The sequence below is a fragment of the Dyella mobilis genome, assembly GCF_016904945.1.
GTDB lineage: Bacteria > Pseudomonadota > Gammaproteobacteria > Xanthomonadales > Rhodanobacteraceae > Dyella_B > Dyella_B mobilis.
In genome coordinates this window covers 34,380-59,117 of sequence record NZ_JADIKF010000033.1, presented here as the reverse complement: position 1 = coordinate 59,117, position 24,738 = coordinate 34,380, and the positions used below count along the sequence as shown (strand labels likewise).

Sequence of the window (24,738 nt, the reverse complement as noted above, 5' to 3'; positions counted from 1 at the left end):
CTGCCGCCCCTCAACCCCTGATGGGCAGCAAGCCGCGCTCGCTGGCAATCCGATAAAGATCCAATTCCGAACCCGCGCCCAGCTTGCCCATTAAGCTGGCGCGGTGGATGTACACCGTTTTCTGGCCGATGCCCAATTCCGCTGCCACCTGCTTCGGCGCACGCCCGGCTGCCAGCAGCAGGAACACCTCGTGTTCGCGAGCAGTAAGCCGGTCGACCGGATCCAGCGTGTCGTTGGGCCGTTCGGCACGGCGCTGGCGCAAGTCGGAGCTCAAAAACTGCTCACCGCGCATCACCGCGCGCAATCCGGCCACCAGTTCTTCCGGCGCCGCGCCTTTGGTGACGTAGCCACTGGCGCCGCGACGCAGCGCTTCGGATACATAAGGTTCGCCATCGTGCATGCTCAGCACCACGATGCGCGTGCCGATGGCAACGCTGCGCAAATGCTCGATCAAGGGCAGGCCGCTGCCGTCCGGCAATGACAGATCAAGCGCCACCAGATCCGGGCGGCGCTGGCTGATGGCTTCCACCGCGTCGTCGGCATTGCGGCACTCGGCCACGACCTCAAGATCGGGCTCCATCTCGATAAGCCGTTTGAACCCCTCGCGGACGATGGCGTGATCGTCGACCAGAACTATGCTGTGCATGGGTGCACTGTAACAGTCTGCACGACGGACGGAAGCGGTTCACGTGTACCATCTCCGCATGCGCCTGAAATCCGCCCTGCCCCTTACCCCCGGCCCGCTCATCGGCCTTGGCTACGCCCTGCTCTGGGCGTTGCTGTGGCCTACCTCGCAACCCGACTGGACCCTGCAATTCGGCCTGCGCTTCGGCGTGCTGCTGTTGTCGCCCATGCGCTATTGGAGCTGGCTGATCGGCGGCGAACTGATCGCCGCGGGGTTGATCGATTACTTGCACGGCTACTCCATGGGCTGGCGGGTGTTCGTGTACGGCGACCTGCCGCAACCGATCGTCGTGGCGCTTTGCCTGGGGCTGCTGCGCCGCGCGAATCTGCGCCCGAGCCTGCGCGACCCGGAAGAAGTCTCGCGCCTGCTGCTCTCCGCCGGCTTTACGGTGATTGCCGCCACCGCCACCGATGCGCTGATGATGGCGCTGGTGCACGAACTGCCGCCGGCAGGCCTGCTGCACGCCTTGGGCGACGAATTGCTCGGCAACTACGTGGGCCTGCTATTGCTGGTGCCGCCGTTGATCATGATCTGGCGTGCGCGGCCCTCCAAACAGGAGATGTCAGAGCTGCTCATGGACGGCCTGCTGGTGATGCTGCCGGCACTGGTCATCTTGTTGATCCTTACCGAGCAGGCAGCACCGCAGCGCGAATTTGCCCGCGTGCTGTCGTTGGCGCCGGTATTGTTTTTTGCCTTTCGCCACGGCTGGCGCGGCGCCAGCCTGTCCATGCTGGTTTCCAGCCTGGGCATGGCCTTGGTGGACCGCGTGTTCACGCACGTCATCCCCACCGCTTCTTCGCACCTGTTTCTTGCCGTTGCCGGTACCGGCGCGCTGATGCTCGGCTCGGCCACCGATGCGCTACGCCGCAGCAGTGCGCGCGTAGCCGAGCAGAATGTGTACCTGGCCGCCGTGAACCGACGCCTCGATCACCTGGCGCGGCAACTACGCGACGCTGCACGCGGCAACATGCAAGCGGAAGAAAACCAGCGCCGCCACGTCGCCGCAGAACTGCACGACGAGCTAGGCCAGAACCTCACCGCCATCCAGACCCACGTGAAGCTGGCGCAAAACCGCTTGCAGCAGGCCGGCCTGGAAGACATCGGCACTTCGATCAACAGCATTCTTGGCCACATGCGCCGCGCCCTGCACCGTCTGTTGGACGACCTGCGCCCCGCCGTGCTCGACGAATTCGGCCTGATGCGCGCCCTCGACGAAGGTCCGATCCGCGACCTGATGGCCACCGCCGGCATGGCCTACCACACCGAACTGCATGGCGATCCGCGCCTGCTGGAAGAAGACATCCGCACCGCCATTTATCGCCTGGCCCAGGAAAGCGCCACCAACGCCGTCAAGCATGCGCAGGCCAACGAATTCCGCCTGCGCCTGCGTATCGGCGAACGTGGCGGCACCGCCCTGGCCCTACTGGATATCCGCGACAACGGCATCGGCCTGCCCGAGCGCGTGCCGCGCGGCGGACGCGGGCTGCAAGGCATGCGCGACCGCGTGACCTCGCTAGGCGGCCTGTTTCGCCTGCGCCCCGATCAACAAGGTGTTCACCTGCGAATATTGCTGCGTAGCACCATCGCACGCCGCGAAACAAGTGACCTGTGACACTGTAACTAGGAAATTTTCCAATACCAGGTCCGTAAAGGGTTCGTTACGATCTCTCCATCGATGTGGGGGAGCCGCCATCGCAAGATGGTGAGCACGGGTCGGCCGTGGGGACGGCGGGCCCGAAGAATGGCAGGGAGCCATTCCGCCGGAGTCTGGACAAATGCACGTATCGCGAGCAACTCGGATACACAGCAGTCAAGGGACAACGGTAAGCCGTAGGGTGGACAGGAGTCCTCCCGCGGCTTTTTTTATGCCTGAAATCCGGGGTTTGGACGCCTGAGGCCAAAAACCGACACCCTGCCGTCCTCTTACCTGCGGGCATCACCCTTGAGCGGCCGGACATACAGCACCAGGCTGTGGTCCTGGATCTCGTAACCGTGGCGGGCGGCAATCTCACGCTGCAGGCGCTCGATCTCCTCGCTGACGAACTCGATCACCTTTCCGCTGTCCACATCGATCATGTGATCGTGGTGCTGGCCTCGATCCAGTTCGTAAACCGCCTGGCCGCCCTCGAAATTGTGCTTGCTGAGGATGCCGGCGGCCTCGAACTGGGTCAGCACCCGATACACCGTGGCCAGGCCGATGTCTTCCTGATAGGCCAGCAGTTTCTTGTAGACGTCTTCGGCGGTCAGGTGCCGCACGCCGTCTTCTTCGAAAATCTGCAAAATCCGCATCCGGGGGTGGGTGACTTTCAAGCCGGCCTTACGGAGTTCCTGAGTTTCCTGCTCCATGACGAGCTCCCGGTACACGGTGGAATCAAGCCATTAGTGTATCATCGACACCTTCACGATCCGGACGCACTACGAATGCAAAAGCTGATTCGCACGCTGGGCTTCGCCACGCTGGCACTTTCACTGGCCGGCTGCCATATCGTGTATACCCCCGACGTGGCCCAGGGCAATCTGTTCGACAAGACCATCGACAAGAATCTCGCCGATCAGCTCAAGCCGGGTCTCACCAAGCGTCAGGTACTGGTGCTGCTGGGCACGCCTTCCGTGGCCACGCCGTTCAACCAGAACCGCTGGGATTACGTCTCCACTTACTCGCACCGCGGCGAGAAGATGAAGATGCAGTCGATGAGCCTGTACTTCAATAACGACGTGCTGGTTCGCACCGAAGGCACTCTGTACTTCCAGGATGCGCAGAAGCTGGTCAAGGAAAGCAACAAGTACAAGACCAACTACAACGTCAACGACACCTCCGGCGACAAGAGCAACGGCGGCAGCAGTGGCGGCGATAGCGGTGGCGATAACGGCGGCAGCGACAATGGCGGCGACAACGGCGGCAACTGATCGCCGGGTTTGAAAGCCTGAGCGGCCCTAACGCATGCGGCGCCGGCGAGCATCCTTCGGATCCAGAGTAAGCGGCCGGTAGATTTCCACCCGGTCGCCATCGTGCAGCGCGTCGTCCGGCGCCACACGACGGGAAAAAACGCCAAGGCGCGAAGGATCCACCTCCAACTGCGGCAGTTCCTGCAACAAGCCCGATTGCTCCACCGCCTGCATCACCGTGCTGCCTCTGGGCAAGCAGAGCCGGCGCAGCCAATGCCGCGCCTCGGTGGCGTAGACGACCTCGACAGTAACGGTGCTGGCGGTTTCGGGGTTATCCGTAGACACGTTCCGCCTCGCGGCAGAAATCGTCGACCATGCGATTGGCCAGCCCCTGGAAACCCAGCTTCAACGCCGTGCCGCCCAACCGCCCGGCGTAGTCGAAATCCAGCTCCAGGGCCACCTTGCAGCCGTCGGTGCCCAGCGGGATGAAATCCCAGAACCCGTCCAGGCTGCGGAAAGGCCCGTTCACCAAGCTTACCTGCAGGCGATTCGGACGAGCGATGGTATTGCGGGTAGTAAAGCTGTGATGAAAGCCGGCAAACTTGAGATCCAGCCGCGCCACCAACATGTTCTCCCCGCGCTCGATCACCTCGGCGCTGGCACACCAGGCGAAACGCTTTGGGTATGCTTCAACCTCATTGACCAGGTCGAACATTTGCGCCGGCGAGAATTTCACCAGGGCGCTGCGGCGAATTTCGATCACAGTAGCCTCTTTACAAGAATCCAGCTAAAGCCCAGGTGCAGATACCCTGCCCAGGGGCGACAGGCCCAAAGTTTAACGGACATGGCAAAAGCGAAGGACAAGGAAAAGAAAAATGCCGGCGGCACCATCGCGCTCAACAAGCGCGCCCGGCATGAATACCACATCGACCAGCGCTATGAAGCAGGTATCGCCCTGCAAGGCTGGGAGCTGAAGGCATTGCGCGCCGGCCGGATCAATTTCGGCGACGGCTATGCCGTCGTGCTCAAAGGCGAAATCTTCCTGGTCGGCACCTCCATCCCGCCACTGATCAGCGCCTCCACCCACGTGGTGGCCGTGGACCGCCGCACCCGCAAGCTGCTCCTGCACAAGGAGGAAATCGACCAGCTCATCGGTGCGGTGGAACGCAAGGGCTACACCCTGGTGCCCATCGCCATGTACTGGAAGGGCAACAAGGTGAAAGTGGAAATCGGCCTGGCGCGCGGCAAGCAGGAGCACGACAAGCGCAATGCCGACAAAGAACGCGACTGGCAGCGCGAAAAACAGCGCACCATGCGCTCGCACAACCGCAGCGCCTGAGAGCGAAGAGAGCGCGGCGAGTGGTGAGAACAGAGCTCGTGATGCTTTCTCTTACTTCTCCCTCCTCTCCACTCACTCCCAGGCACAGTGATATACTCGTTGAGCTAAAGCAGTTTCTTTCCCCGGGGGTGTCCTGGCTTCGACGGGGGTAGTGAGATAGCTTGGTGCATGCCGAGGGGGCAGCTTTCCTCGTTAATCCAGCCGCAAACTTATAGTTGCCAACGACGACAACTACGCTCTGGCCGCTTAAGGCCTAGCCCCGAACCCACTTGTGCCTGTGCTCGTGGATGTAGGGTCATTATCACGGGATCGCCCGAAGCTGCCGCCTGCCGGCAAGGGTTAAATCAAGCGGGCTGGTCCTTCGATGCGCTGCGCACACTGTGCTGTCGCGGGATGAGATTCAACAGTGAGCTAAGCATGTAGTACCGGGCGTCAAGCGCCTTCGGACGCGGGTTCGACTCCCGCCACCTCCACCAATGAAGCAAAACGCCCGGCGAGAAATCACCGGGCGTTTTTTTGGTGATATCGGGTAGATCATGGAGAGCGCATGGACCTGCATACTCCGGATCAAGGAAAAAACGGGACATCGGTAGTTAAAAAAGCGACTTAACCATCGCCTTCACCCGGTGGTTTACGGCAGCCACAATGACAAAACATCCCTGTCGCGGCACAGAAGGAATGTCGTTTTTTATAACCTTCTACAAGTGTAAAAATGGAAAAGATACATACCGACCATCCATCGCCCGTGAAAGAACTGCCGGACACGCTCGAAGCGAAAATCATCGATGCCGTGCTCGAGGAGCGATGCGCATCCGAAGAAGGCATGCGTCGATACCGGCCGCTGCTTGAGGAACGCGCGCACAGGATCGTCGCACGCCTCATCGTTGGCCCAGGTGAAGGCGACGGGCCCGACAATGACTCACTCAATCAGATCCATGCCCTGTTCAACCTTGCCGATACCATCGTCAAAGACGAGCTGGACAGCGACCGTTATCCCAGGCCGGCATGCCCGGATGACGGCGGATGCTCCGCGTGTTGTACACACATGCGCATCGTTCTTAGCGCGCAGGAAGCTGCCGTTATTGCGAGGGAATTGCTCAAACTCACCGAGCCGGAAAAAGCAGAGATCGCCCACCGACTTCCTTCACTCGGAAAATCCGGACCTGGTTCGCGATGTGGCTTGTTGGGCGAACAGGGCCTGTGCACCCTTTACGCGGCGCGCCCCATCAACTGTCGCACCCATCGCTCGTGTTCGATAACGGCTTGCGAGGACCGTATCCGGCTGGGCCGGAATGCGGGCGAGGAAGTGGTGTTCACCTACCCTTTCGACGATCTGATCCGCAAATCGTTCCATCACGCTTTGCGGCCGAGTGGAACTCCGCACTTCCTCGAGATGAACACATTCCTGGCGAGCGTTCTGCATGACGATGAGGAGCTTGCGGCATGGGCATCTGGCCAGATTCCGGTCGAAGACGGCACACAGCATCCCGGGGTAACTTGAGCAACTGACGATCCGCAATCTTGGACGCCTCATAGCCTCAAAAATAAGCCGACCTGAAACCGTTATTGCATGTGATCAATACAAGCAGTGGGCCGACCACAAGATCGTGCAGCTTTTTAAAAGTCTTGAATTGAAGGACGTTTGTGCTCAGGGCTTACCTTCACGTTCTTGCCCTCGCCTCAACCTCTTTGAGAATCCGAACGATCTATTCTTCGTTGAACTTCGACTTTTTCGTGCAAAGTTCCCTGGGCGGAAACTCTGATGGCCACACTCCTCGTGCCTATTTAGACTGCCCTGCACACCTTCCGACTATCCCGCCACGTTGGCGCATCGCGGCATATAAATATCACCCTCCGCGCATTCAAAGTCATCTCAGCATTTACGCTTGAAAAGCAAATTAAACGTGCCGAGAAAATAAGAGCTCCGTCGAACGAAAAATTACGCCTCACGATATCTTCACTTACTCTTCACTAGAAAAAGCGGGTGGTAATAGACCACGCATAAAGGGATTTTTATCTATGAAGATCTTTTCCACGGTCCCCATGGCCGCGTTGCTTGTTGGCGTCGGTGCCATGGTGCAGTCGGCACCGGTCAGGGCAGAACTGCCTGTCAGTACCTGCTTTCAACTTGCAAAGGAGTGCGGTCAAGGCAACCAACAAGCCTGCGTAATCTATGACAGAGGTTGCCGTGGGGAAGCTCCGGCTGGATCGATCCTGGGCGGCACGTCGCCGAACAAGAGCGATAAGAGCCTGATGCAACCTCGTTGAATTTGAAATAGAGCGACCCTGTCGCTGAATATAAGTTAGTGAAACAGCCGTATGGCAAAAAGCCCCAGGCGATCGCTTGGGGCTTTTTTGTTTTAACTGGGAACCACTGCCTGCGCCACATCGTTGCGAAGCCTTCACGCTGGATCGACTTCTCGGGGTTGAATGCATATCCAAAAAGGCTTTGTATTTAAGCTATTACGAGCCAAAGCGTGACGAAGGACGTGTAGACCGCCTTCACGCGAAACCCCACTCAACTCGATATCATTGACCATCCGCCTGGAGGGAGGCGGGGCTTATCCGGTGAGGGCCTGGCTCACGGCCCGCATTTTTGAATAGCTTCAAAGCATTCCGATTGGGGGGTGTGCGGATGGTGTGGAATAAATTGGAAACGTGGCCGACCTTGCTCAAGCAGCTTGGCGTCGCTGGGGGCTACATCGCGGTTTTCGCTTGTATCCGCCCGCTATCGGATGCCCATTGGAGCCTTACGGCAGGCCTTCGCCTTTCCGCTCTTCTCCTCTTTCCCTACCGCTATTGGTTTGCGCTCGCGTTGGGGGATGGCTTGTATTCGCTCCCTCAAGCAATTGAGTGTGAGCCCCAGTTTGGGTTTATCTGGAGCTTGCAATACCCCTTCCCACTGACTGCGGTTGCCATGCCTGTGGTGTGGTATTGCAAAGAAAAATTAGCGCTCTTCCCCACCAAGCGCCTAATTAACTTCAATACGCTCATTCTATGCTCGCTTGCCTGCTCGACCCTCTGGAGTCTGTATAACGCCGCAGGGCTCTGGCTCATCCCTCACCGGGGATACAGCATCGACGCGATGCTGTTTGGCTCGTTGCTCATCGGCAGCTACGTCGCACTCCTCACGATCGTGCCGTGGATCATCATGGCAAAGCTGGGATACCGGGCCGGGACCCTGAAGAAGGGCCTGCACACCTTCTTTCGCAGCCCCATATTCTTTGATACCGGACTGGTAGTGCTCCCCGCCCTGCTCATCCTCTCGTGGCTCACTTACCGCTCCGCTGAAGCCACCAAACCAATCTGGGCGCTCTTTGAGTTTGCACCCGTAGCTTGGCTGACTCTGCGCCATGGCTGGAGGGGAACCGTGATGGGTGGAACCATGACGGTGGCCAGCATCTGCCTGCTCTTTAGCTGGGGTGGCAATATTCCCGATGCAGACGTAGTCCAGGTGCAGGCCATCATTGCGTTCTCCATCACTTGCCTGCTTGCCATGGGCGCGCGAATCAGCGCCATGCATCAAGCAGACGAGGTTGAAAAGACCAACGCACGGCAGGCATTGCAGTTGGCGCGGCAAAGCATGCTGGTCAGCGAACTTCGCATGCGCCAGGCATCGGAAACGTTGGAACAAGTAGTTGGCGAGATGCAAATCAACAGCAATCGCCTCCTGTCGCGTTTCCGGCTGATGCTTCCGGCGAATGAAAGCCAGACGCTCACCAAGCAGGCCGTCACCGCGCAAGAAAAGGTCTACAAGCTTGCCGACAGCATGCACCCCATCGCCTGGCGGCGCAGGGGCATGAGCGCTGCGCTCAAGGAAAACATCGGCCGTGCGCTGGATGAGATGGGCATTGCGTACCAGTGCAAGGTCACTGGGCGCGGTCTGTCCCAAGTCGGTAATGGCCTGCACACGATGATTTATCGGCTTGCGCGCGAAGCGGTCGTTTATGTGTGCGGCAACCTTCATTGCTCGCGCGTAAGCATTCTTCTGCGTGGCGCTTACGTAGACGGACAGCGCATCGTCGCTCTTCGAGTCGAAGGCTTGTTGGAAGACGGGTTGGCCAACGATTCTTTTGTGCTTGAAGGCCAACAGAATCAGCTTGCATCGAAGCTCGGGGCAACGGGCCTTGATTTGCATCAGCTCCGTGACAACGCCCGCCTCTTCGATGGCGAGCTGCACGTCCGCGCAAATCCCAAGAGTCTACGCATCACGACGCTTCTGATAGATGCCGCGCAAAAAGAGAAGGAGCACAGCACCTCCTCTCCGTTCCGCTTGTGGGCTGGCTAATTGGCGCCGCCCCGGCACCGCACACTGTCATTTCAGGCAAAAAGAAAGGGAGCAGAAATGCTCCCTTTCCGTTCGCGGCTGGTGGCCTCAATGGCCGCCCTGGCACTGTACGCTGGAGCCACACGTCGACTCGAGCGTGACACCTCGCGCCGATGGAACTGCCAAGATGGTGATATTGGCGTCCTGGTAGACCGTCGTCGCGTTGCTCGCGTTCGAGACCGATGCGTTAGCGATGACGTTTTGAGCGTTCGCGCCCATGGGCAGGACAAACTGAGTGCCCCCTGCCGTGCCCACCGCGCCCTGAACGTTGCCGTTCACATCGTTAATTTGAACGTATTCCACCCCGCCAAGGGTAAAAACATAGGCATGCCAGTTCGGACTCAAGGATTGGTCCGCAACGTTCGGCCAGGCCTGGCCAAGGCCACTGGACAGTGCAGAAGTAGAAGTCTGCGCGAAGGTCGCGCCAGACAGTACAACTAGGGCAAGCGCAAGCCCGGCCCGCAGGGTCACATTGAATCGCATACTGCCCCCTCTCCAAAAAAAAATTAATGGCACGATTGCCACGGTGAATTTAGCAGTAAAACCATCAAAAACTCGTGCCTTTCGCTGGGTGATATCGCACCTTATTTACCGAATAAACAGTTTATTTCGAGGCAAAAGGTTCGTCATCACATTTCCTTGACATAATGGACACGGGCAATTGGACGAAGCGGAAAGTTTTGCGTTTGGGAACCGCGGGCATCGATTCAGACGGAGCGCAAAAAAGGTAGGGTTTGTACTCACACAACCGTTTGCTGTCTGCGAAGCGCATCATGGCGCAAACATTCAATGGGAATGCTCTAGCATTTCGCGCATTACCTGGCCCACGTTGAGGATTATTTAGTGCTTTTTAAATCGAGAATAATTTGGGCGTTGCTGGGTGCCCTGGCGTGGATCGTCGCGGATCAACTGAGCAAGGCGTTCTTCAAGGACATGCTCAAGCCCGATGAAGTGCTGTCGCTTTTTGCAGGCAGCCTTCTGCTGCTTCCTTCCTATAACCATGGCGCCTTTCTCAGCCTGGGAGCCAACCTGCCCTTGCAGCTTCGCAACCTGGTGTTTACCTATGGCGTCATAGCACTGCTGGCCGGCCTGCTCATTTGGGTGATTCGCTCAGAGCGGCTCAGGAGAATGGAACTCATTGCCGTCGCCAGCATTTTGGGTGGCGGCCTCAGCAACCTGCTTGATCGCTGTATTTACGGCGGCCAGGTGTTCGACTTTTTGAACCTGGGCGTCGGCAATCTGCGGACGGGTATCTTTAACGTCGCCGACGTTGGGATCACGTTCGGCGTGGTGCTTCTCATCCTGGGCTCTTTCCTGCAACGATCGAAACGGGTCGCTTAGAGGCGTCGTATCCGCGCATTACCTCCGCTAAGGAATCCAATTCGCAACTTGCGGATCGACGACCCACCTGCGCCACTTTTCGACATTCAGCCCCACGATCGCCAACCACAGCGCGATGGAACCTTCGCCCGGCAGGCAGGGAAAAAGCAGATAGGGCAGTAAACGTGCCTGCAGCGAAGGCGACACGAAGCTGATGAAACCGTCGGCGAAATAAGAGAGCCCGGCGAGCGCCAGCAGAATTCCCAGAATCCTTGGCAGAAAGCCGGAGCGGAAAATGTTGAAGCCGGTGGCCATTTCGTCCAAGCCGTAGAACACGAAGGAAATGAGCAGACCCGTGTCTTGCAACTGCAGGGAAAGATAAGAAAGGGCTTGCAGCTGCCCGGTGCTGAAAATGCCCAATGCACCGCTCTCTTCAGCCAGCTTGAGCGGCACATAGGCGTTGAGCATGTCGATGCCCTCGATCGCCGTACCGATCAGGCCGCAGCTCATCGCGATGGCAGCTATGACGACATTGACGCGCCTGAAGAGGATAAAGCCGATCACCTCGGCGGGAATGTTACATAGCAGCAAAACGATGTGTGCCGTGAAGCCAAGGCGAAACAACGTTTCGTGTGCGGCGATATTTTGAGCAGTAGCTGCAGCGTTGCCGGCCACGATCAAAGCGCTTCTTACGTAGCCGATGTCGAAGGCACCAGTGACGATGCCGACAAGGGACAGGATGCCGACAACCCTGGCCAGAGCTTTGGGAGAAAATCGTTCGGGATGGACGCCAGCCATGCAGCATGCCCTCGTTTAGCGAGATGCCGATGTTCATCGTTGCAGCGGATTCTGCTCGAAGTCCTTTATGCACCGGCCTGTGACTGCTTTTGAGTGCCGGAAGTCCTCCGTCTGTGAGTTTCGATGCAGGGCCGGCGGATGGGCCGCTGCCCAGGCACGAACCACGAGCGCACCCCAACCCTACTCGCCCCGCACTTGGCGAAGAGCGCTGGCGTTTCGCGCTGATGGGCTCTAATTTGCCATGGACGAAGGGTTGTGCGATTTACGTGGGGACAAGCAAGGTGACGACCGTGTTCATGGCGGGATCGATAACGATCAGGCATCTCGATTCGCTCGTTGAGGCGCGCATCCACAACATAGTCGCATCGGGCTTCCAGGTTGTCATCGGAGATGCCGATGGCGCCGACGCCGCGATTCAGGCGTACTTGAACACCGCCGGCAGCGCACGGGTCACGGTGTATTGCAGTGGCGATTCGCCGCGCAACAACCGTGGGGGATGGCCCGTTGAGGTGGTGGCTACCCGCCACGCCAAGAGCTCGCGGGCATTCTTTGCCGCCAAGGACCTTCGCATGGCAGACGTAGCCGACATAGGGCTAATGGTTTGGGATACAAAAAGCCCTGGAACGCTTCGCAATGTCATCGAATTACTGGTGCGGAAAAAGAGGGCCGTGATCTTTCTAGACGCGGACAGGACATTCAAGACCATTACCCGCGTCGATCAGCTTGAAGAACTCGTGCTCTGCATGCCGGCAGACGCCAGGCAGAATGCCGAACGAAAAATCCGGCTCACGAGCAGGGGCGAGGAGCTCAAGCATACGCAGGCTTCCACGTCCCCGTAGCTGAAGGCGCCCCTTGGCGCATACCCCACTCTCAGCAAGCGGAGATCGAATCCGCCATTGCTGTCGATTCCGATCCAGCTCGTTCGACGCTAACATGCGGCGGCGATCATGCCGTGGCTTACATCTCAAGGACCAGATAATGAGCAAACTCATCTTTGTTAACCTGCCGGTGACTGATCTGAAGCGATCAAAAGCCTTTTACGAGGCCGTCGGCGCGGTCAACAATCCCGCATTCACTGACGATACCGCGGCGTGCATGGTGATTTCGGACACGATTCACACGATGCTGCTGACCCACGACAAGTGGCGCCAATTCACCGGCAAGCGGATTGTCGATGCGCATACCGAGGCACAGGTGCTGTTGTGTCTGTCGGCAGATAGCCGCGAGCAGGTTTCCGCCCTCGTCGACGAGGCAACCCGTGCCGGCGGCAAGGCCGATCCGACGCCGACCCAGGATTACGGCTTCATGTACGGCCGCAGTTTTGAAGATCCGGATGGCCACATCTGGGAAGTGATGTGGATGGATCCCAGCGCGATTCCGCCGCACAGCTGAGTATTCGGCAGCTGGCTGCCACCAGTTGGACCGGCAAAATGGGGGACGACGGTTTGATCACCGCCGTCCTTTTTTCTTTGCGGGCTTTTTCAGCACTAATTCGAGAATCAGACGCACTCCTGCTTCGCGGCAAAGACGCGAACGGTTGCCACGCTCGTCGAGGCTGCATGGGCATACCTGATGCCGAGGCAGGAATGCGCTACCCTGCCCTGGCCGCATTCCTGCCCGCCAGATCGGCTCGCACAGGCTTGCGTTGGCCCCGGGCGGGTGTGCCATACCGGTCGGGCCGTGGTTGGCAGTCATTCGGGATTCCCATGACCCGCATCACGCATCTAGCCCGGCAGATCTACGAGAAGTGGAAACGCGACACGCTCAGCCAGAGCGATTTCCGACCTAGCGTCAGCATCCTCAAGCTATCGCTGATGGCGGTGTTCGTCGGCATCGCCGCCGCACTCGTGGCGTTCGTGCTTTACCGCATGATCGGCTTCGTCACCAACCTGGCCTTTCTGCAGCGTCTGTCGTTCGACTTCGTGCCGCCATCATTGGGGCACTCGGCCTGGGCGATCGTGCTGGCGCCGATCGTGGGCGGCCTGATCATCGGTCTGATGGCCCGTTTCGGTTCCGATCGCATCCGCGGCCACGGTATTCCCGAAGCGCTGGAGGCCATCCTGTTCCGCAAGAGCAAGATGATGCTCAAGGTGGCGATTTTGAAACCGCTGTCGGCGGCGATCGCCATCGGTACCGGCGGGCCGTTTGGTGCCGAGGGGCCGATCATCATGACCGGCGGCGCGGTGGGCTCGCTGTTCGGCCAGATGTTCTATCTCACCTCCATCGAACGGCGCACCTTGCTGGTGGCGGGCGCCTGCGCCGGCATGGCGGCCACTTTCAGCACCCCTATTGCTGCAACCTTGCTGGCCGTGGAACTGTTGCTGTTCGAATGGCGCCCGCGCAGCACCATTCCGGTGGCCATTGCCTGCTTCGTAGCCGATGCATTGCGGCCGTTTCTGCTCGGCGCAGGCCCGCTGTTTCCGCTCAACGTGGAATTCCACCTGCAGCTGACGGATTTGTGCCTGGCCGCGGTGTGCGGCTTTCTCGCAGGCCTGTTCGCCACCGCGCTTACCGCCGCCATTTACAAAGTGGAAGACGGCTTCACCAAGTTGCCGATCCATTGGATGTGGTGGCCGGCCATCGGTGCTATCGCCATAAGCATCGGCGGCTGGTTCGAGCCGCAAGCGCTGGGCGTGGGCTACGACGTGATCGATCAGCTGCTGACCGGCAAGCTGGTAGGCAGCGCGATCGTGGTCTTCATGCTGGCCAAGGCGCTGATGTGGGTGATCTATCTGGGCTCCGGCACGTCCGGCGGCGTGTTGGCTCCGCTGTTGGCCTTGGGCGCCGGCCTTGGCGCGCTCGAATCGATGGTGTTTCCCGGCGGCAATACGCTGCTGTGGCCGCTACTCGGCATGGGGGCGATGCTGGCCGGGGTGATGCGCCTGCCTTTCACCTCGATCATGTTTGCCCTGGAACTCACGCACAACGCGAGTGCATTGCCCGCTTTGCTGGTGGCCTGCACGGCGGCCTATGGCGTGAGCGTGTTCTTGATGAAGCGTTCCATTCTTACCGAGAAAGTGGCGCGCCGCGGCTTCGACATTTTTCGCGAATACACGGTGGACCGGCTTGAGCACGTCACGGTGAAAGACGTGATGACCACCGACATCATGACCATTCCCGGCAACATCAGCGTAAGCGAAGCGTCGCAGAAGTATTTCGGCGCCGACCAGAAATACCGTGCCTATCCGGTCATCGATAGCGATGGGCGCCTGCTCAACGTGATCAATCGAGAGGAACTGGCCCGATTGCGCCAGGACGATCCGGACGGCAACCGGCAGCTCGCCGACGTGCTTGGGAAGGAACCGGTCGTCTCCTTCCCGGACGAAAGCTGCAAGAGCGTGGCCATCCGCGCGGCGGTGGAGAAGCTTGATCGCATCCCGGTGGTCAGCGCCGACCGGCAACTGCTGCTGGGCATGGTGACCCGCTACGACCTGCTGAAGCCCTATACCCACCATCACGAGGAAGAGCGGGTGCGCGAGCGCTTTTTTGGCAACGTGAAGTAGTTTTAGGGACTGTCAGCCCTATTTTCGCGGCCCGCACCGGGAGCTGTTTGCGGGAAGAGCACGAGAACGCCGGCTACGAAAATAGAGCTAACAGGCCCTGCGCCGAATTACGCTAGACTGAGCCCTAATCGGACGGGGGTCCAGGAACGTGAAAATTTCCTCTAGGCACCGCCGGGCAATCGTTTTGTGCAGCTCGGCCATCATCATCAGCGGCGCGGTCACGCCGGAACTGTTCAGCGGGGACCCGACCAAGGTCCGCTGCGCCATCGCGGCAATGGTGGGCGGATTGATGATGGTCGTCGCCGGCCTGGTGCTGGCGTATCGCAACCCGAACCCGAAGCAGGCCGAGAAACCCTCGGCCAAGCCGGAGCAGACCGGAACCACCGTTCGCTCGCCTTGAGCGCACGATCCCTGCGAAGAACGTCGCTTCGTTACCAGCACTGACCTAGCCATCATCGGCGGGGCTGTATCCCTCGCGTGCCGCTTGCCGGATCATCTCGTATACCGCATCGGCCGCCGCAACGGTGATCAGATGTCCGCCATCGATCAACCGCAGCTTCGCATGAGGGATCGATTCGGCCAGGCGCTCTCCGTGTATCGAACCATCCAGGCAGGCGTCCTGCCTGCCGAAAATGATGTGCACGGGCATGTTCAAAGAGCCATAGCGCGGCACCATCTGCAGCAGTTCGCCGCGCACGCTCGCGATATCGGCAGCGGCAGCGAGAAAATTGCCTGGGCGAACGCTCAGCACGCCGCCGCCTTGCACCAGATAGTCGTAGCAAGGCGGATCGGGCGCGAAGCTCCAGGTCAAAGCGGCCTTCTGCACCAGCCGGCTCACTGGCGTCACGGAGGTATACGCAATGAGACGCCGCAGCGCAGGCGGCATTTGAAAAGCTTTGAACAACCTAGGGACGGCCAGCTTTGCCTGGCTCAAGGGAGCGATCAGCGCCAGCGACCGCACGTGCTTGGAATGATCCAGCGCCAACGCCAGCGCCAGGGCGCCGCCTAGCGAATGCCCGACCACGGTCGCCTCTTGCACACCGATCCGGTCCATCAGTGCAGCCACCAATGACGCCTGCGCACGCAACGGCGGTTGCGGTCCGGACAGCATCACCGAATAACCACAACCAGGACGGTCGATGGCGATGACACGATGGTTTTCGGCAAGCCGGTCGATCAGTCGATAGAAATCGCGCAGATTGCCGTTTACGCCGTGCAACGCGACGATGGCGGGTCCACTGCCTTGGTCCAGATAGTGCAGCCGCGCACCGTTTACTTCGGCGAATTGCCCTATCGGCGGCGCCTGGCGTTCGGCCTGCCGGGTTATCCACCACGTAAGCAGTGCCAGTGTGGCGAGCAAAAGAATTAGCGCCGCAAGGGCCGTCATTGCCACGTTCATCCAGCCACCATTCCTTCTGCCGCCAAGCGATACACCCGGCCACGGTTGCCATCCACATCCAGCACGTCGCCGTTCTCGATGTGGCCCAGGATGCCGGGCAGATTGACCACTGCAGGAATACCGAACTCGCGCGCCACAATCGCACCGTGCGACAGGTAGCCGCCCGTCTCCATCACCAGCGCACCGGCTTTCAGAAACTGCGGTGTCCACGCCGGATCGGTGGAGGGCGCGACCAGCACCGCACCGACCGGCATGCCCAAGGCTTCACCGGGCTCGTGCGCGACGTGCGCCGCTCCCGTGGCGCGGCCACCACCGACGGCAATGCCACTCCACACGTGGGCGTCAGCACTTTGGATATCCGGCGCGTGTTGCTCGAAGGCCATGCCGCCCTTTTCGATGATCACTTCCGGCTTCGGATGGGCGGCAAAGACTTCAAGCTGGGCACGGCGCCACGCTGCACGCTTGGTTGCAACGGCGATCGGCAGACGGCCCTCCGCCAGCGAAAGCCATTCCGGAAGGGTGAGGTTGAAGATATCGTCCTCGTTCGTCCATCCGCGCGCAGCCATGCGCTGCGCCAGCGCAAGCGTCAAGCGCCGGGCCACTTCCAATTGCGCAACATAGGCACTGCGCGAGGCTTCGCGGATGTTGCGTTCAGCCGTTGCGAAACGCACCAAGATCGGCAGCAGCAACCGGAAATGCCACGGCAGCGCCTTGGAGAGGCGTCTACGCGCAGCCATCCACGCCTGTTGCTGACGCTCGCGCCCCGCTGCCGGATCGCAGCCCATCAGGCCGACGATGCTTTGCAGCAGATAGCCAGGCGATTCGCGCCAGCGCGGATTGCGCAGATAGCTCTCGTAGATGGCGCGATGGCCGTATTCGCGCATGAACGTTTCAAAGGCTCGCCGAAATGCACTGTCTGGCGGCAATTGTTGCGCCCATTCGGAAGCGACCAGATCCTGACTCTGCAGCCACGCCCGTGCGGCCGGATCGGTTGCCGCAACACGGGACAACTCCAGCAAGGCATAGCCCTGCTCTGCCGTGACGCTGGGCTTGCCGCGAGCCATCAAGGCCGCGGCAAGCCCGTGGCTTTCGCCGGGACAATATTTCTCGATCCCATCAAGCAAGGCATAAAGCGCACTGCCCGCCGCCCACAGTAAAAACAGATCGTCTGCACCGCGCATGCGCGCAATCTGTTCGCGCAAGCCGGATGCCAACGCCGCGTTATCGGGTGGCAGGCTTTGCATCAGCCGCTCGGCCGCATCCTTGCGCACGCCGGCGATCAGGCGATGCGCGCGAAGCCGCGGGCCGGTGATGCGCCGGATAAAACGCAAGCTGTACTGCAAGCGCTTGAGCTTCTGCTTCAAGGTTGGCGCAGGCACGGCAATCTCCGGGTGGTGCCCGCCGAGCAATTCGTTAATGGCTTTCGGTTCGGCGCCAAACGCGTCGAAAGCCTCCCATTGCATGATCGATGCGTCGTAGTAGATCCGCCCGGCGTGCAAGGCGATGCGCTGAATCCCCGGCAGGGTCGGGTAACCGGCCAGCGCCGTGGTACGGGTCAGGATGCGCTCGAATGTGGTGCGGCTGACATCCATCGGCGACAGCGGATCGGGGACCACGTCGCGCGAATTGCCGCGCGACCAGATGGTCGGCTGACCGGCCAGGGCCGAATAGGTATATCGCCCGGTCACGGTCACCGGCCGCGCCTGCACCACCCAGTGGCGATGCCCATCCCATACCCATTCCACGTCGTAATGAGGGTTTGCGTAGTCGAGCACGTTGGCGACCTCGCGTACGATCTCGCCCAACGCAATGACTTGATCCGTACTCAGCACGGCTTGAGCTGCTTGCTGCGCCGGCGTGTCCTGCAGCGCCGTGCCGCCTGCTTCAGCGGCTGCGCTGAAACGTGCCTTGCCGCCCACGCGCCGGTCAATCAAAACCAGTCGCGCGTCGTCGCCCGCTTCCTGCAACCGATACTCGTCGCCATCCGCCTGTCCGCTGACCAGCGCTTCGCCCAATCCCCAGTTTGCGTGGATCAGCCATTGATCGCGCCGGCCCGACAACGGGTCGCAGGTAAACGCGATGCCCGATGCCACCGCCGGCAACAGCGGCATCACCACGACGGCCATGGCGGCAACGCGGTCGACGATGCCCAGGCGCTGGCGATAAGCCACCGCTTCAGGAGAACCGTGCGAATCCCACACTTGCTGCACGGCGCGTGCAACGGCATCGAGCCCGCGCACGTTCAAGCACGACCGATGCATGCCCGCAAATGACGCGTACCCGGAATCTTCCTGCACGGCCGAAGAGCGCACCGCCAGCGGTTGATCGATCCAGCCATGGCGTTGCAACGCATGGGCCAAGGCATCCATCACCGGTGCGGGCAGAGGATCGCCACAACGATGCCCTGCACTGGCTTCGGCGGCGATCACAAAACCGCGTGGCACCGGCAAGCCTAGATCCGCGAGTACGCCCAATTGCCAACCCTTGCCACCGGCGCATGCGGCACCCGCCTCTCGCGCAGCAGACCAATCCAGAATCATGCCGCTCATGCTTTTTTCCCGGCAATACCGTGCAGCCACACGTCCAGCACCAACGCAAAGCGTTGCTTCAGGTCAATCTCGGGGTGATGCAGCCACGCCATGACGGCGCCCAAGCACATCACCTCGAACGTGCCGGCCAACTCGTGCGCATCCAGATCGCCGCGTACTTCTCCTTGCTGCTGACCGGCTAGAAGCAATTGCTCGAGGATGCGGTTCACACCGCTCTGCTGATCCTCATCCGCGGCACGGCGCGCATCGGGATCGATCTCGATCAGGCGAAAGCGCAGGTAATGCGGCAGATAGGCGCGCCGCGCCGCATTCCATTCGGCAGAGGCATCGAGCAAAAAGCGCATGCGCGAGGCAAAGCTGCGCTTGCGCCCGAGCTCGCTGGCGACCGCCGCCATGCCGGCGGCGATTTCGCGGCGGAACTGATAAGCCAGCAGGGCTTCTTTGACCGGGAAGTAGTTGTAGAGCGTGCCCTTGGCCACGTCGGCAGCAGCGGCGATCTGCTCCATGGTCACCTCCTGGTAGCCATGGATTTCGAACAGCCCCATCGCGACCACGCCCAGTTTGTCGGCCGTTTCCTGCCGCTTGCGCTCGCGGCGGCCGGCTGCGGGCCGGCTGTCTGCCTTGGTCATGCCGCACCATATTTTTATACGACGTATAAAAATATACGACGTTCAAATACTGAGTGCAAGCCAACCGGGACTCTGGCGATCCAGGCCGCTGCATTCGCGATGCACGTCGCCAACGACGCGCTCTTTCACGACACCCTCACGACTTGCTGCATTCAAGCCAAGTTTTTTCTTTGCGCCATCATCACATTCGTTGTGAGAAAAATAGTCTCAAGGGCGATATCCCAGACGCCGGTGGGTTCCCCTGCCCCCGGTCCTTCGCCCGCCAAAGCCGCCGCAATGGCGGCTTTTTTTTGTGGATGCGAAACTGTGTGCCGACTTGCGCTGGAATGAGCGCAGCAACGTCCAACTTTCTCTCGTGCATGCAGGGAGTACATCGACAAGCCATGGAATCCGATCCGATCACCGCGCAGCACGTGCAACCCGTGCTGGATGAACTGAAGCGGCGCGAGCCGATTTTTCATCGCCCCGAGTTCGGTACCACCCGCGCCGATTTCGAAGCCATGACCGAAGCCGACTTTTGGGAGGTCGGTGCATCGGGCCGCCGTTACAGTCGCAGCTACGTGCTCGACGTGCTGGAAGAGCGTTCCCGACATCCCGTGGAAGATACGTGGGAAACCAGCGACTTCCATTGCCGCGAGATTGCGGCGGACAACTATCTGCTTACCTACGTGCTGCGACAAGGCGAACGCATCACGCGCCGCGCCACCCTGTGGCGCCGCACGGCGCAGGGATGGAAGATCGTTTATCACCAGGGCACTGTCGTAGCGGAATGAAGCCGCACACGTGATAAAGGTCTATCGTGCGGGCCACCGCACGCACATCCAATGCCGCTTCACCCGCCGCCTCGACTGAATGCGCCGCCTCGCCTAATGTCACCTTGCTGCACCTTGCCCAAATTGCCGGGCACGTTTTCGTCCACGGTCTTGTCGGTCGTCCAAGCGTGAAGAAAATGGCCGGTCTGGTCGAATACCAGCAAGGCGGAAACGTTTTCCTCGATCTGCCTGGGAATGTTGGAGCCGATCGTGCGCACGTCCGGATTGACCTTCCGAACCTTGCTTATGTACTGCAGCTGCTCGGTACCGTCCGGCTCCCTGGTGTCCTGGAAAGGCTGACCCAGGTTGGTCTTGACCTGGTCAATCGTCGAAACGCCCGGCTTGAGCGCCGACAAGACTTGTTTATCGACAACCTTGCCCCCCGTGGTAACGCAACCTGCAAGAGCGATTGTGGCGGCAACTGCGGCCAATCCCGTTTTCATGACACCCTCCGGCTCCGTGAATTCGGTGCTCCGAGCTGTGCTTTATCTTCTTAGAGCGCCAGCGGGAGCCAAGAGCCACTTGCCCCGAAAAAAAGACCTGAATTGGCTTCCTGCCCGGGCCAGGCGCGCCAGCCCGGTCTTGCTCAAACGGCTGCAATTCACGCTATGCTGGGCCCGCAAGCCAGGGGGAAGCCACCAATCCGTTCAAGCCGAGGCAGCTCAAGGCCAGGCGGACGTCAACCGATAAAAAGGTGGCGTCTCCGGGGTGTTCACCTTTTGCTTGCCGGGATTTCACGTTTTCTGCACGACGACTACTCATTTATAGGCGGTATCACGATAGTTAGGTGGCCATGAGCCGGACTCTTCCTATCCAAACTCGCACCGCCCATGAGCCGGAACACACGGCGTGGCTGGGCCGCCTCATCGAAGCCACCACGCCTGAGGAAGTCGGCAGCCTGATCGAAGCACTGGCGCAAGAGCAGCCTGGCTGCGTTCGCGCGCAGGTGTTCTGGCTCAATCCCTACGGCGGACACGCCCCTGCTCCGAGTCCATCCGACCCGGCCCAGCTCGAACTGGCCAACGCGGCATTGCAGGCCGGCGAAGGTGTTTACTCCCAGGAAGGGCGTCACTATGCGCTGACTTTGCTCAGCCAGGAGCGCGTAGTCCTGGTGCTGAGCCTGAGCGGCGATCAGGCCGCCAAGGCGCTGCTTGCGGCGATGAGTCCCTATCTGCAGTTGGGCGTGCGGCAGCTTTACCACGCCATGAAACTGGCCGACTTGTACGACTCGCACGCCCAGTTGGAGCATTCGGAAAACCTGCAGCGCGCCTTGTTCGCGATCTCCGACCTCGCCGGTTCAAACTTGGAGATGCCGGACATGCTGCGGGAAATCCACCGCATCGTCACCGGGCTGATGTACGCCGAGAATTTCTTCATCGTGCGCTACAACCCCGAACGGGAAACCATGCGTTTCCTGTATTACGCGGACATCAAGGACAAAAACCAGCCCGATACCACGCGCGAGATCCGGCTCGAAGATCGCCGCCACACGCTTACCTGGTACCTGCTTACCCAGGGCAAGCCGCTGATGGGCGACGATCACCAGCTGTTGGAACAGGTCAACGGACCGCTGATCCTCGCCGGCCCCGACAGCGACGACTGGCTTGGCGTGCCGATGCAGCACAACGGTAAGGTGCACGGCGCCCTGGTGGTGCAGAGCTATAACACCGGCCTGGTTTATTCGCGCGACGAACTGACCTTGCTCGAATTCGTCGGCAGCCACATCCTTACCGCCCTTGAGCGCAAGGAAAGCAAAGACGAACTGGAACGGCGCGTACGCCAGCGCACCGAAGAACTCGCCGAGGTCAATCGCGGCCTGCGCCAGGAAGTACGCGAACGGCATCGCGCGGAGCAATTGCAGGAAGCTTTGTTTCAGGTAGCCCAGCTGGCTACCGCCGATATCGACGAGAACACGTTCTACGAGCGCGTCCACACCGTGGTCGGTCGCTTGCTGGATGCCAGGAATTTCTTCATCGCCCTGCTCAGCGACGATCGCACCAAACTGGAATTTCCCTACTACATCGATGCCGGCGTGCACCACGTGCTCAGCCGCCCGGTGGGCCGCGGACTCAGCGAATACGTGCTGCGCCTGGGCGAGGCGTGGTCTGGCACCCGCGCCGACATCGTCGCCCTCACCCATAGCGGCGAAGTGGTTCCGCACAGCATCGGCAACCCCTGCGCCTGCTGGCTGGGCGTACCGCTGAAGGTGGACGAGGCCACCATCGGCGTGATTGTCGTGCAGACCTATGATGCGAGTGCCACCTACGGTGCCGCGGACAAAGAGCTGCTCGGCTTCGTCGCCTTGCAGATCGCCAACAGCATTTACCGGCGCCGCTCTTCCGCGGCACTGCACCTGGCCAACCTGCGCCTGGAACACCGGGTGGAGGAGCGCACACGCGAACTGCGTGCAGAAATCGTCCGCCGCGAGCAGATGCAACAGCAACTGCATCACCAGGTGATGCACGACCCGCTGACCGGCTTGCCCAACCGCGGTTATTTACGCGAGCGCCTGGACTCGGTGCTTGGCGCGATCCAGCACGAGCCGCATCGCCGTTGCGCGCTGCTGTACCTGGATATCGACCGATTCAAGGTCATCAACGACAGCCTGGGCCATCTGGCCGGCGACGAATTCCTCAAAGCCATCGCCATGCGCCTGCTGGCGCACGTGCGCGAACCGGACATGGTGGCGCGGCTTTCCGGCGACGAGTTCGCCATCCTGCTGGAAGATATCGAGGTAACCGCCACGGCAACGGCCATCGCCGACCGCGTGCTGCAGGCGGTGGCGGCGCCGCTGCGCATCTCCGGCAAGGAACTGGAACCTTCGGTCAGCGTAGGCATCGCCTGCGGCGATTCCAGCTATCTGGACGCGGACGAACTGATCCGCGACGCCGACATGGCGCTGTATCAGGCCAAACAACTGGGGCGCAAGCGCTTTGCCGTATTCGACGAGGCCCTGGCCAAGGACATGGTCGATGTACTGACCATGGAAAGCGAACTGCGCAAGGCCCTGCGCCAAAACGAATTCGAGCCCTATTTCCAGCCGATCTTCCGGCTCGCCGATGGCAAGATCGTCGGCTATGAAACGCTGATCCGCTGGAACCATCCACAACGCGGCCTGCTCAAGCCCTCTGACTTCGTGCAGATTGCCGAGGACAGCGGCCTGATCGAGGCGATCGACTGGCGATTGTTCGAACTCAGCTGCCGTCTGCTCTCGCATAAGGCGCCCGCCGAGCCTTTTATCACTTTCAACGTTTCGGCATTGCACCTTCGCCACGTCGATTTCGATACGCGCATTCTGAAAATGCTGGAACGCACCGGGTTGGCGCCGTCCAGGCTGGTCACGGAGGTGACCGAAGGCGCGTTGCTCGACAATCCCGAAAGCGTGCGCGCCATGCTCGACCGCCTGCGCAGCGCCGGCGTCGGTGCCGCGCTCGACGACTTCGGCACGGGCTATTCATCGCTGAGCTATCTGCATTCGCTGCCCCTGCGGATGCTGAAAATCGATCGCGCTTTCGTGCACGAACTCGACAAGGAAGGCAGCGTCAACAGCACCACCGTGGTCGCCGCCATCCTGGCGCTTGCGCATGCGCTGAATATCCAGGTGATCGCCGAAGGCATCGAAACCCAGGCGCAATTCGATACGCTGCTCAGCATGGGCTGCGAAATGGGGCAAGGTTACCTGCTGGGACGCCCAGCCCCGATCGACCAATGGCTGTAACGCCCTAGCCGCCGATCCAGCGCGCAAGCAGAAACGCCGCCGCGGACGCCAGGCCGCCGACGAACATCGTCTGCATGGCGCCTCGCAGCATGCCTATGCCCGTGAAGCGGCTCTTGGCCGCGCCGAACAAACCCAGGGCAATCAACGTACAGATGACCGAAACGCGCAATGCCGGCTGCAGGCCTTCGATCAGCATGTACGGCGCCAACGGCACCAGGCCGCCGACGATATAAGCCCCGCCAATGGTCAATGCGCTGCGCAAGGCACGGCCTGGCTCGGGCTTTTCCAGGCCCAGCTCAAAGCGCATCATGAAATCCACCCAGGCTTCGTGATCCTGATGAAAGTGGGCGAGTACGGGCTTGCACGCTTCGTGGTCCAGCCCGTACTGCGCAAATATCTGCACGATCTCGCGCTCTTCCTCGCGCGCCAGCTCACGCACTTCCCGCAGTTCGCGGCGGCGCTCGGCCGCATAGTGGTCGGCGTCGCCACGTGCTGCCAGGTAGCCGCCCAGGCCCATGGCGATAGCCCCCGCAGCAATCTCCGCCACGCCGGCCACCACCACCACGCGGCTGGCCACCACCGCACCGGAAAGGCCCGCGGCCAAGGCAAAAGGCACCGTAAGGCCGTCGGCCATGCCGATGACCAGGTCACGCACGACGTCCGAAGCGGTGAAGTGTTTTTCGGTGTGATGATGCTTGGCAGCCATGCGCGGATTCCGTGGAGCAGCATTGCGACGAACGTGTTGGGTTACGCTGCGCCAACCCAACCTGCGG

Annotated in this window: 24 protein-coding genes and 1 other RNA gene; 14 read left to right on the top strand and 11 right to left on the bottom strand. The window is 60.6% G+C overall.

Annotated elements, in window-relative coordinates; genetic code table 11:
• Positions 1-10 precede the first annotated feature (10 nt).
• Complete coding sequence (locus ISS99_RS02495; protein ID WP_204630000.1) at positions 11-646, bottom strand: response regulator; 636 nt, start codon at positions 644-646, stop codon at positions 11-13.
• Between the two features lie 43 nt (positions 647-689).
• Between ISS99_RS02495 and ISS99_RS02490 the strand changes: the two genes are divergently transcribed.
• Positions 690-2,297, top strand: a complete 1,608-nt coding sequence (locus ISS99_RS02490) for an MASE1 domain-containing sensor histidine kinase (RefSeq protein WP_306482346.1) — start codon at positions 690-692, stop codon at positions 2,295-2,297.
• 311 nt (positions 2,298-2,608) lie between these two features.
• Here the strand turns inward: ISS99_RS02490 and fur are convergent, their stop codons facing one another.
• Positions 2,609-3,031, bottom strand: a complete 423-nt coding sequence (fur, locus tag ISS99_RS02485; protein WP_204629999.1) for a ferric iron uptake transcriptional regulator — start codon at positions 3,029-3,031, stop codon at positions 2,609-2,611.
• Between the two features lie 75 nt (positions 3,032-3,106).
• Between fur and ISS99_RS02480 the strand changes: the two genes are divergently transcribed.
• Positions 3,107-3,592, top strand: a complete 486-nt coding sequence (locus ISS99_RS02480) for an outer membrane protein assembly factor BamE (protein WP_204629998.1) — start codon at positions 3,107-3,109, stop codon at positions 3,590-3,592.
• Between the two features lie 27 nt (positions 3,593-3,619).
• On the opposite strand, the gene ISS99_RS02475 is transcribed toward ISS99_RS02480, so the two are convergent.
• Positions 3,620-3,916: an RnfH family protein gene (locus tag ISS99_RS02475; protein ID WP_204629997.1), complete on the bottom strand. Its 297-nt coding sequence runs from the start codon at positions 3,914-3,916 to the stop codon at positions 3,620-3,622.
• Positions 3,903-4,334 (bottom strand): type II toxin-antitoxin system RatA family toxin, encoded by a 432-nt coding sequence (locus tag ISS99_RS02470; RefSeq protein WP_204629996.1) that lies wholly within the window; start codon positions 4,332-4,334, stop codon positions 3,903-3,905. Before ISS99_RS02470 ends, ISS99_RS02475 begins: the two co-directional genes overlap by 14 nt.
• Positions 4,335-4,415: 81 nt before the next feature.
• Here ISS99_RS02470 and smpB point away from each other — a divergent pair, with 81 nt between their 5' ends.
• The 5 genes from smpB (at position 4,416) to ISS99_RS02445 (ending at position 9,198) form a co-directional block, all read left to right on the top strand.
• A complete protein-coding gene (gene smpB / locus ISS99_RS02465) occupies positions 4,416-4,910 on the top strand; it encodes an SsrA-binding protein SmpB (RefSeq protein WP_204629995.1) in 495 nt (164 codons plus the stop codon).
• 124 nt (positions 4,911-5,034) lie between these two features.
• Positions 5,035-5,386: a transfer-messenger RNA gene (gene ssrA / locus ISS99_RS02460) on the top strand.
• A 236-nt stretch (positions 5,387-5,622) separates the two neighbouring features.
• Complete coding sequence (locus ISS99_RS02455; protein WP_204629994.1) at positions 5,623-6,411, top strand: YkgJ family cysteine cluster protein; 789 nt, start codon at positions 5,623-5,625, stop codon at positions 6,409-6,411.
• 518 nt (positions 6,412-6,929) lie between these two features.
• A complete protein-coding gene (locus ISS99_RS02450; RefSeq protein WP_204629993.1) occupies positions 6,930-7,178 on the top strand; it encodes a hypothetical protein in 249 nt (82 codons plus the stop codon).
• A gap of 367 nt (positions 7,179-7,545) precedes the next feature.
• Positions 7,546-9,198, top strand: a complete 1,653-nt coding sequence (locus ISS99_RS02445; protein ID WP_204629992.1) for an MASE1 domain-containing protein — start codon at positions 7,546-7,548, stop codon at positions 9,196-9,198.
• Between the two features lie 87 nt (positions 9,199-9,285).
• Here ISS99_RS02445 and ISS99_RS02440 read toward each other — a convergent pair whose 3' ends face one another.
• Entirely contained in the window at positions 9,286-9,720 is a 435-nt protein-coding gene (locus ISS99_RS02440) for a hypothetical protein (RefSeq protein ID WP_204629991.1), read from the bottom strand.
• A 360-nt stretch (positions 9,721-10,080) separates the two neighbouring features.
• Here ISS99_RS02440 and lspA point away from each other — a divergent pair, with 360 nt between their 5' ends.
• Positions 10,081-10,578, top strand: coding sequence for a signal peptidase II (gene lspA, locus ISS99_RS02435; RefSeq protein WP_204629990.1), 498 nt, complete (start codon positions 10,081-10,083; stop codon positions 10,576-10,578).
• Between the two features lie 27 nt (positions 10,579-10,605).
• Here the strand turns inward: lspA and ISS99_RS02430 are convergent, their stop codons facing one another.
• Positions 10,606-11,355 (bottom strand): DUF4386 domain-containing protein, encoded by a 750-nt coding sequence (locus ISS99_RS02430; RefSeq protein WP_204629989.1) that lies wholly within the window; start codon positions 11,353-11,355, stop codon positions 10,606-10,608.
• A gap of 281 nt (positions 11,356-11,636) precedes the next feature.
• Between ISS99_RS02430 and ISS99_RS02425 the strand changes: the two genes are divergently transcribed.
• The 4 genes from ISS99_RS02425 to ISS99_RS02410 all read left to right on the top strand — a co-directional run bounded on the left by ISS99_RS02425 (position 11,637) and on the right by ISS99_RS02410 (position 15,258).
• Entirely contained in the window at positions 11,637-12,194 is a 558-nt protein-coding gene (locus ISS99_RS02425) for a hypothetical protein (RefSeq protein WP_204629988.1), read from the top strand.
• A 139-nt stretch (positions 12,195-12,333) separates the two neighbouring features.
• Positions 12,334-12,747, top strand: coding sequence for a VOC family protein (locus ISS99_RS02420; protein WP_204629987.1), 414 nt, complete (start codon positions 12,334-12,336; stop codon positions 12,745-12,747).
• Between the two features lie 314 nt (positions 12,748-13,061).
• Positions 13,062-14,858, top strand: coding sequence for a chloride channel protein (locus ISS99_RS02415; protein WP_204629986.1), 1,797 nt, complete (start codon positions 13,062-13,064; stop codon positions 14,856-14,858).
• 148 nt (positions 14,859-15,006) lie between these two features.
• Positions 15,007-15,258 carry a hypothetical protein gene (locus ISS99_RS02410; RefSeq protein ID WP_204629985.1) on the top strand — a complete coding sequence of 84 codons (252 nt, stop codon included), beginning with the start codon at positions 15,007-15,009 and terminating at the stop codon, positions 15,256-15,258.
• A 45-nt stretch (positions 15,259-15,303) separates the two neighbouring features.
• On the opposite strand, the gene ISS99_RS02405 is transcribed toward ISS99_RS02410, so the two are convergent.
• The 3 genes from ISS99_RS02405 to ISS99_RS02395 are packed head-to-tail and all read right to left on the bottom strand — an operon-like array spanning position 15,304 to position 19,435.
• A complete protein-coding gene (locus ISS99_RS02405; RefSeq protein WP_204629984.1) occupies positions 15,304-16,257 on the bottom strand; it encodes an alpha/beta fold hydrolase in 954 nt (317 codons plus the stop codon).
• Positions 16,254-18,806 (bottom strand): PEP/pyruvate-binding domain-containing protein, encoded by a 2,553-nt coding sequence (locus tag ISS99_RS02400; protein WP_204629983.1) that lies wholly within the window; start codon positions 18,804-18,806, stop codon positions 16,254-16,256. Before ISS99_RS02400 ends, ISS99_RS02405 begins: the two co-directional genes overlap by 4 nt.
• On the bottom strand, positions 18,803-19,435 hold the full coding sequence (locus ISS99_RS02395; protein ID WP_204629982.1) for a TetR/AcrR family transcriptional regulator: 633 nt from the start codon (positions 19,433-19,435) through the stop codon (positions 18,803-18,805). Before ISS99_RS02395 ends, ISS99_RS02400 begins: the two co-directional genes overlap by 4 nt.
• Positions 19,436-19,818: 383 nt before the next feature.
• Between ISS99_RS02395 and ISS99_RS02390 the strand changes: the two genes are divergently transcribed.
• Complete coding sequence (locus tag ISS99_RS02390) at positions 19,819-20,208, top strand: nuclear transport factor 2 family protein (RefSeq protein WP_204629981.1); 390 nt, start codon at positions 19,819-19,821, stop codon at positions 20,206-20,208.
• Between the two features lie 59 nt (positions 20,209-20,267).
• On the opposite strand, the gene ISS99_RS02385 is transcribed toward ISS99_RS02390, so the two are convergent.
• Positions 20,268-20,690 (bottom strand): hypothetical protein, encoded by a 423-nt coding sequence (locus ISS99_RS02385; protein ID WP_204629980.1) that lies wholly within the window; start codon positions 20,688-20,690, stop codon positions 20,268-20,270.
• A 350-nt stretch (positions 20,691-21,040) separates the two neighbouring features.
• On the opposite strand from ISS99_RS02385, the gene ISS99_RS02380 reads away from it, so the two are divergent.
• Positions 21,041-23,965, top strand: coding sequence for a bifunctional diguanylate cyclase/phosphodiesterase (locus ISS99_RS02380; RefSeq protein WP_204629979.1), 2,925 nt, complete (start codon positions 21,041-21,043; stop codon positions 23,963-23,965).
• A gap of 4 nt (positions 23,966-23,969) precedes the next feature.
• Here the strand turns inward: ISS99_RS02380 and ISS99_RS02375 are convergent, their stop codons facing one another.
• On the bottom strand, positions 23,970-24,671 hold the full coding sequence (locus ISS99_RS02375) for a VIT1/CCC1 transporter family protein (RefSeq protein WP_204629978.1): 702 nt from the start codon (positions 24,669-24,671) through the stop codon (positions 23,970-23,972).
• Positions 24,672-24,738: the final 67 nt, after the last annotated feature.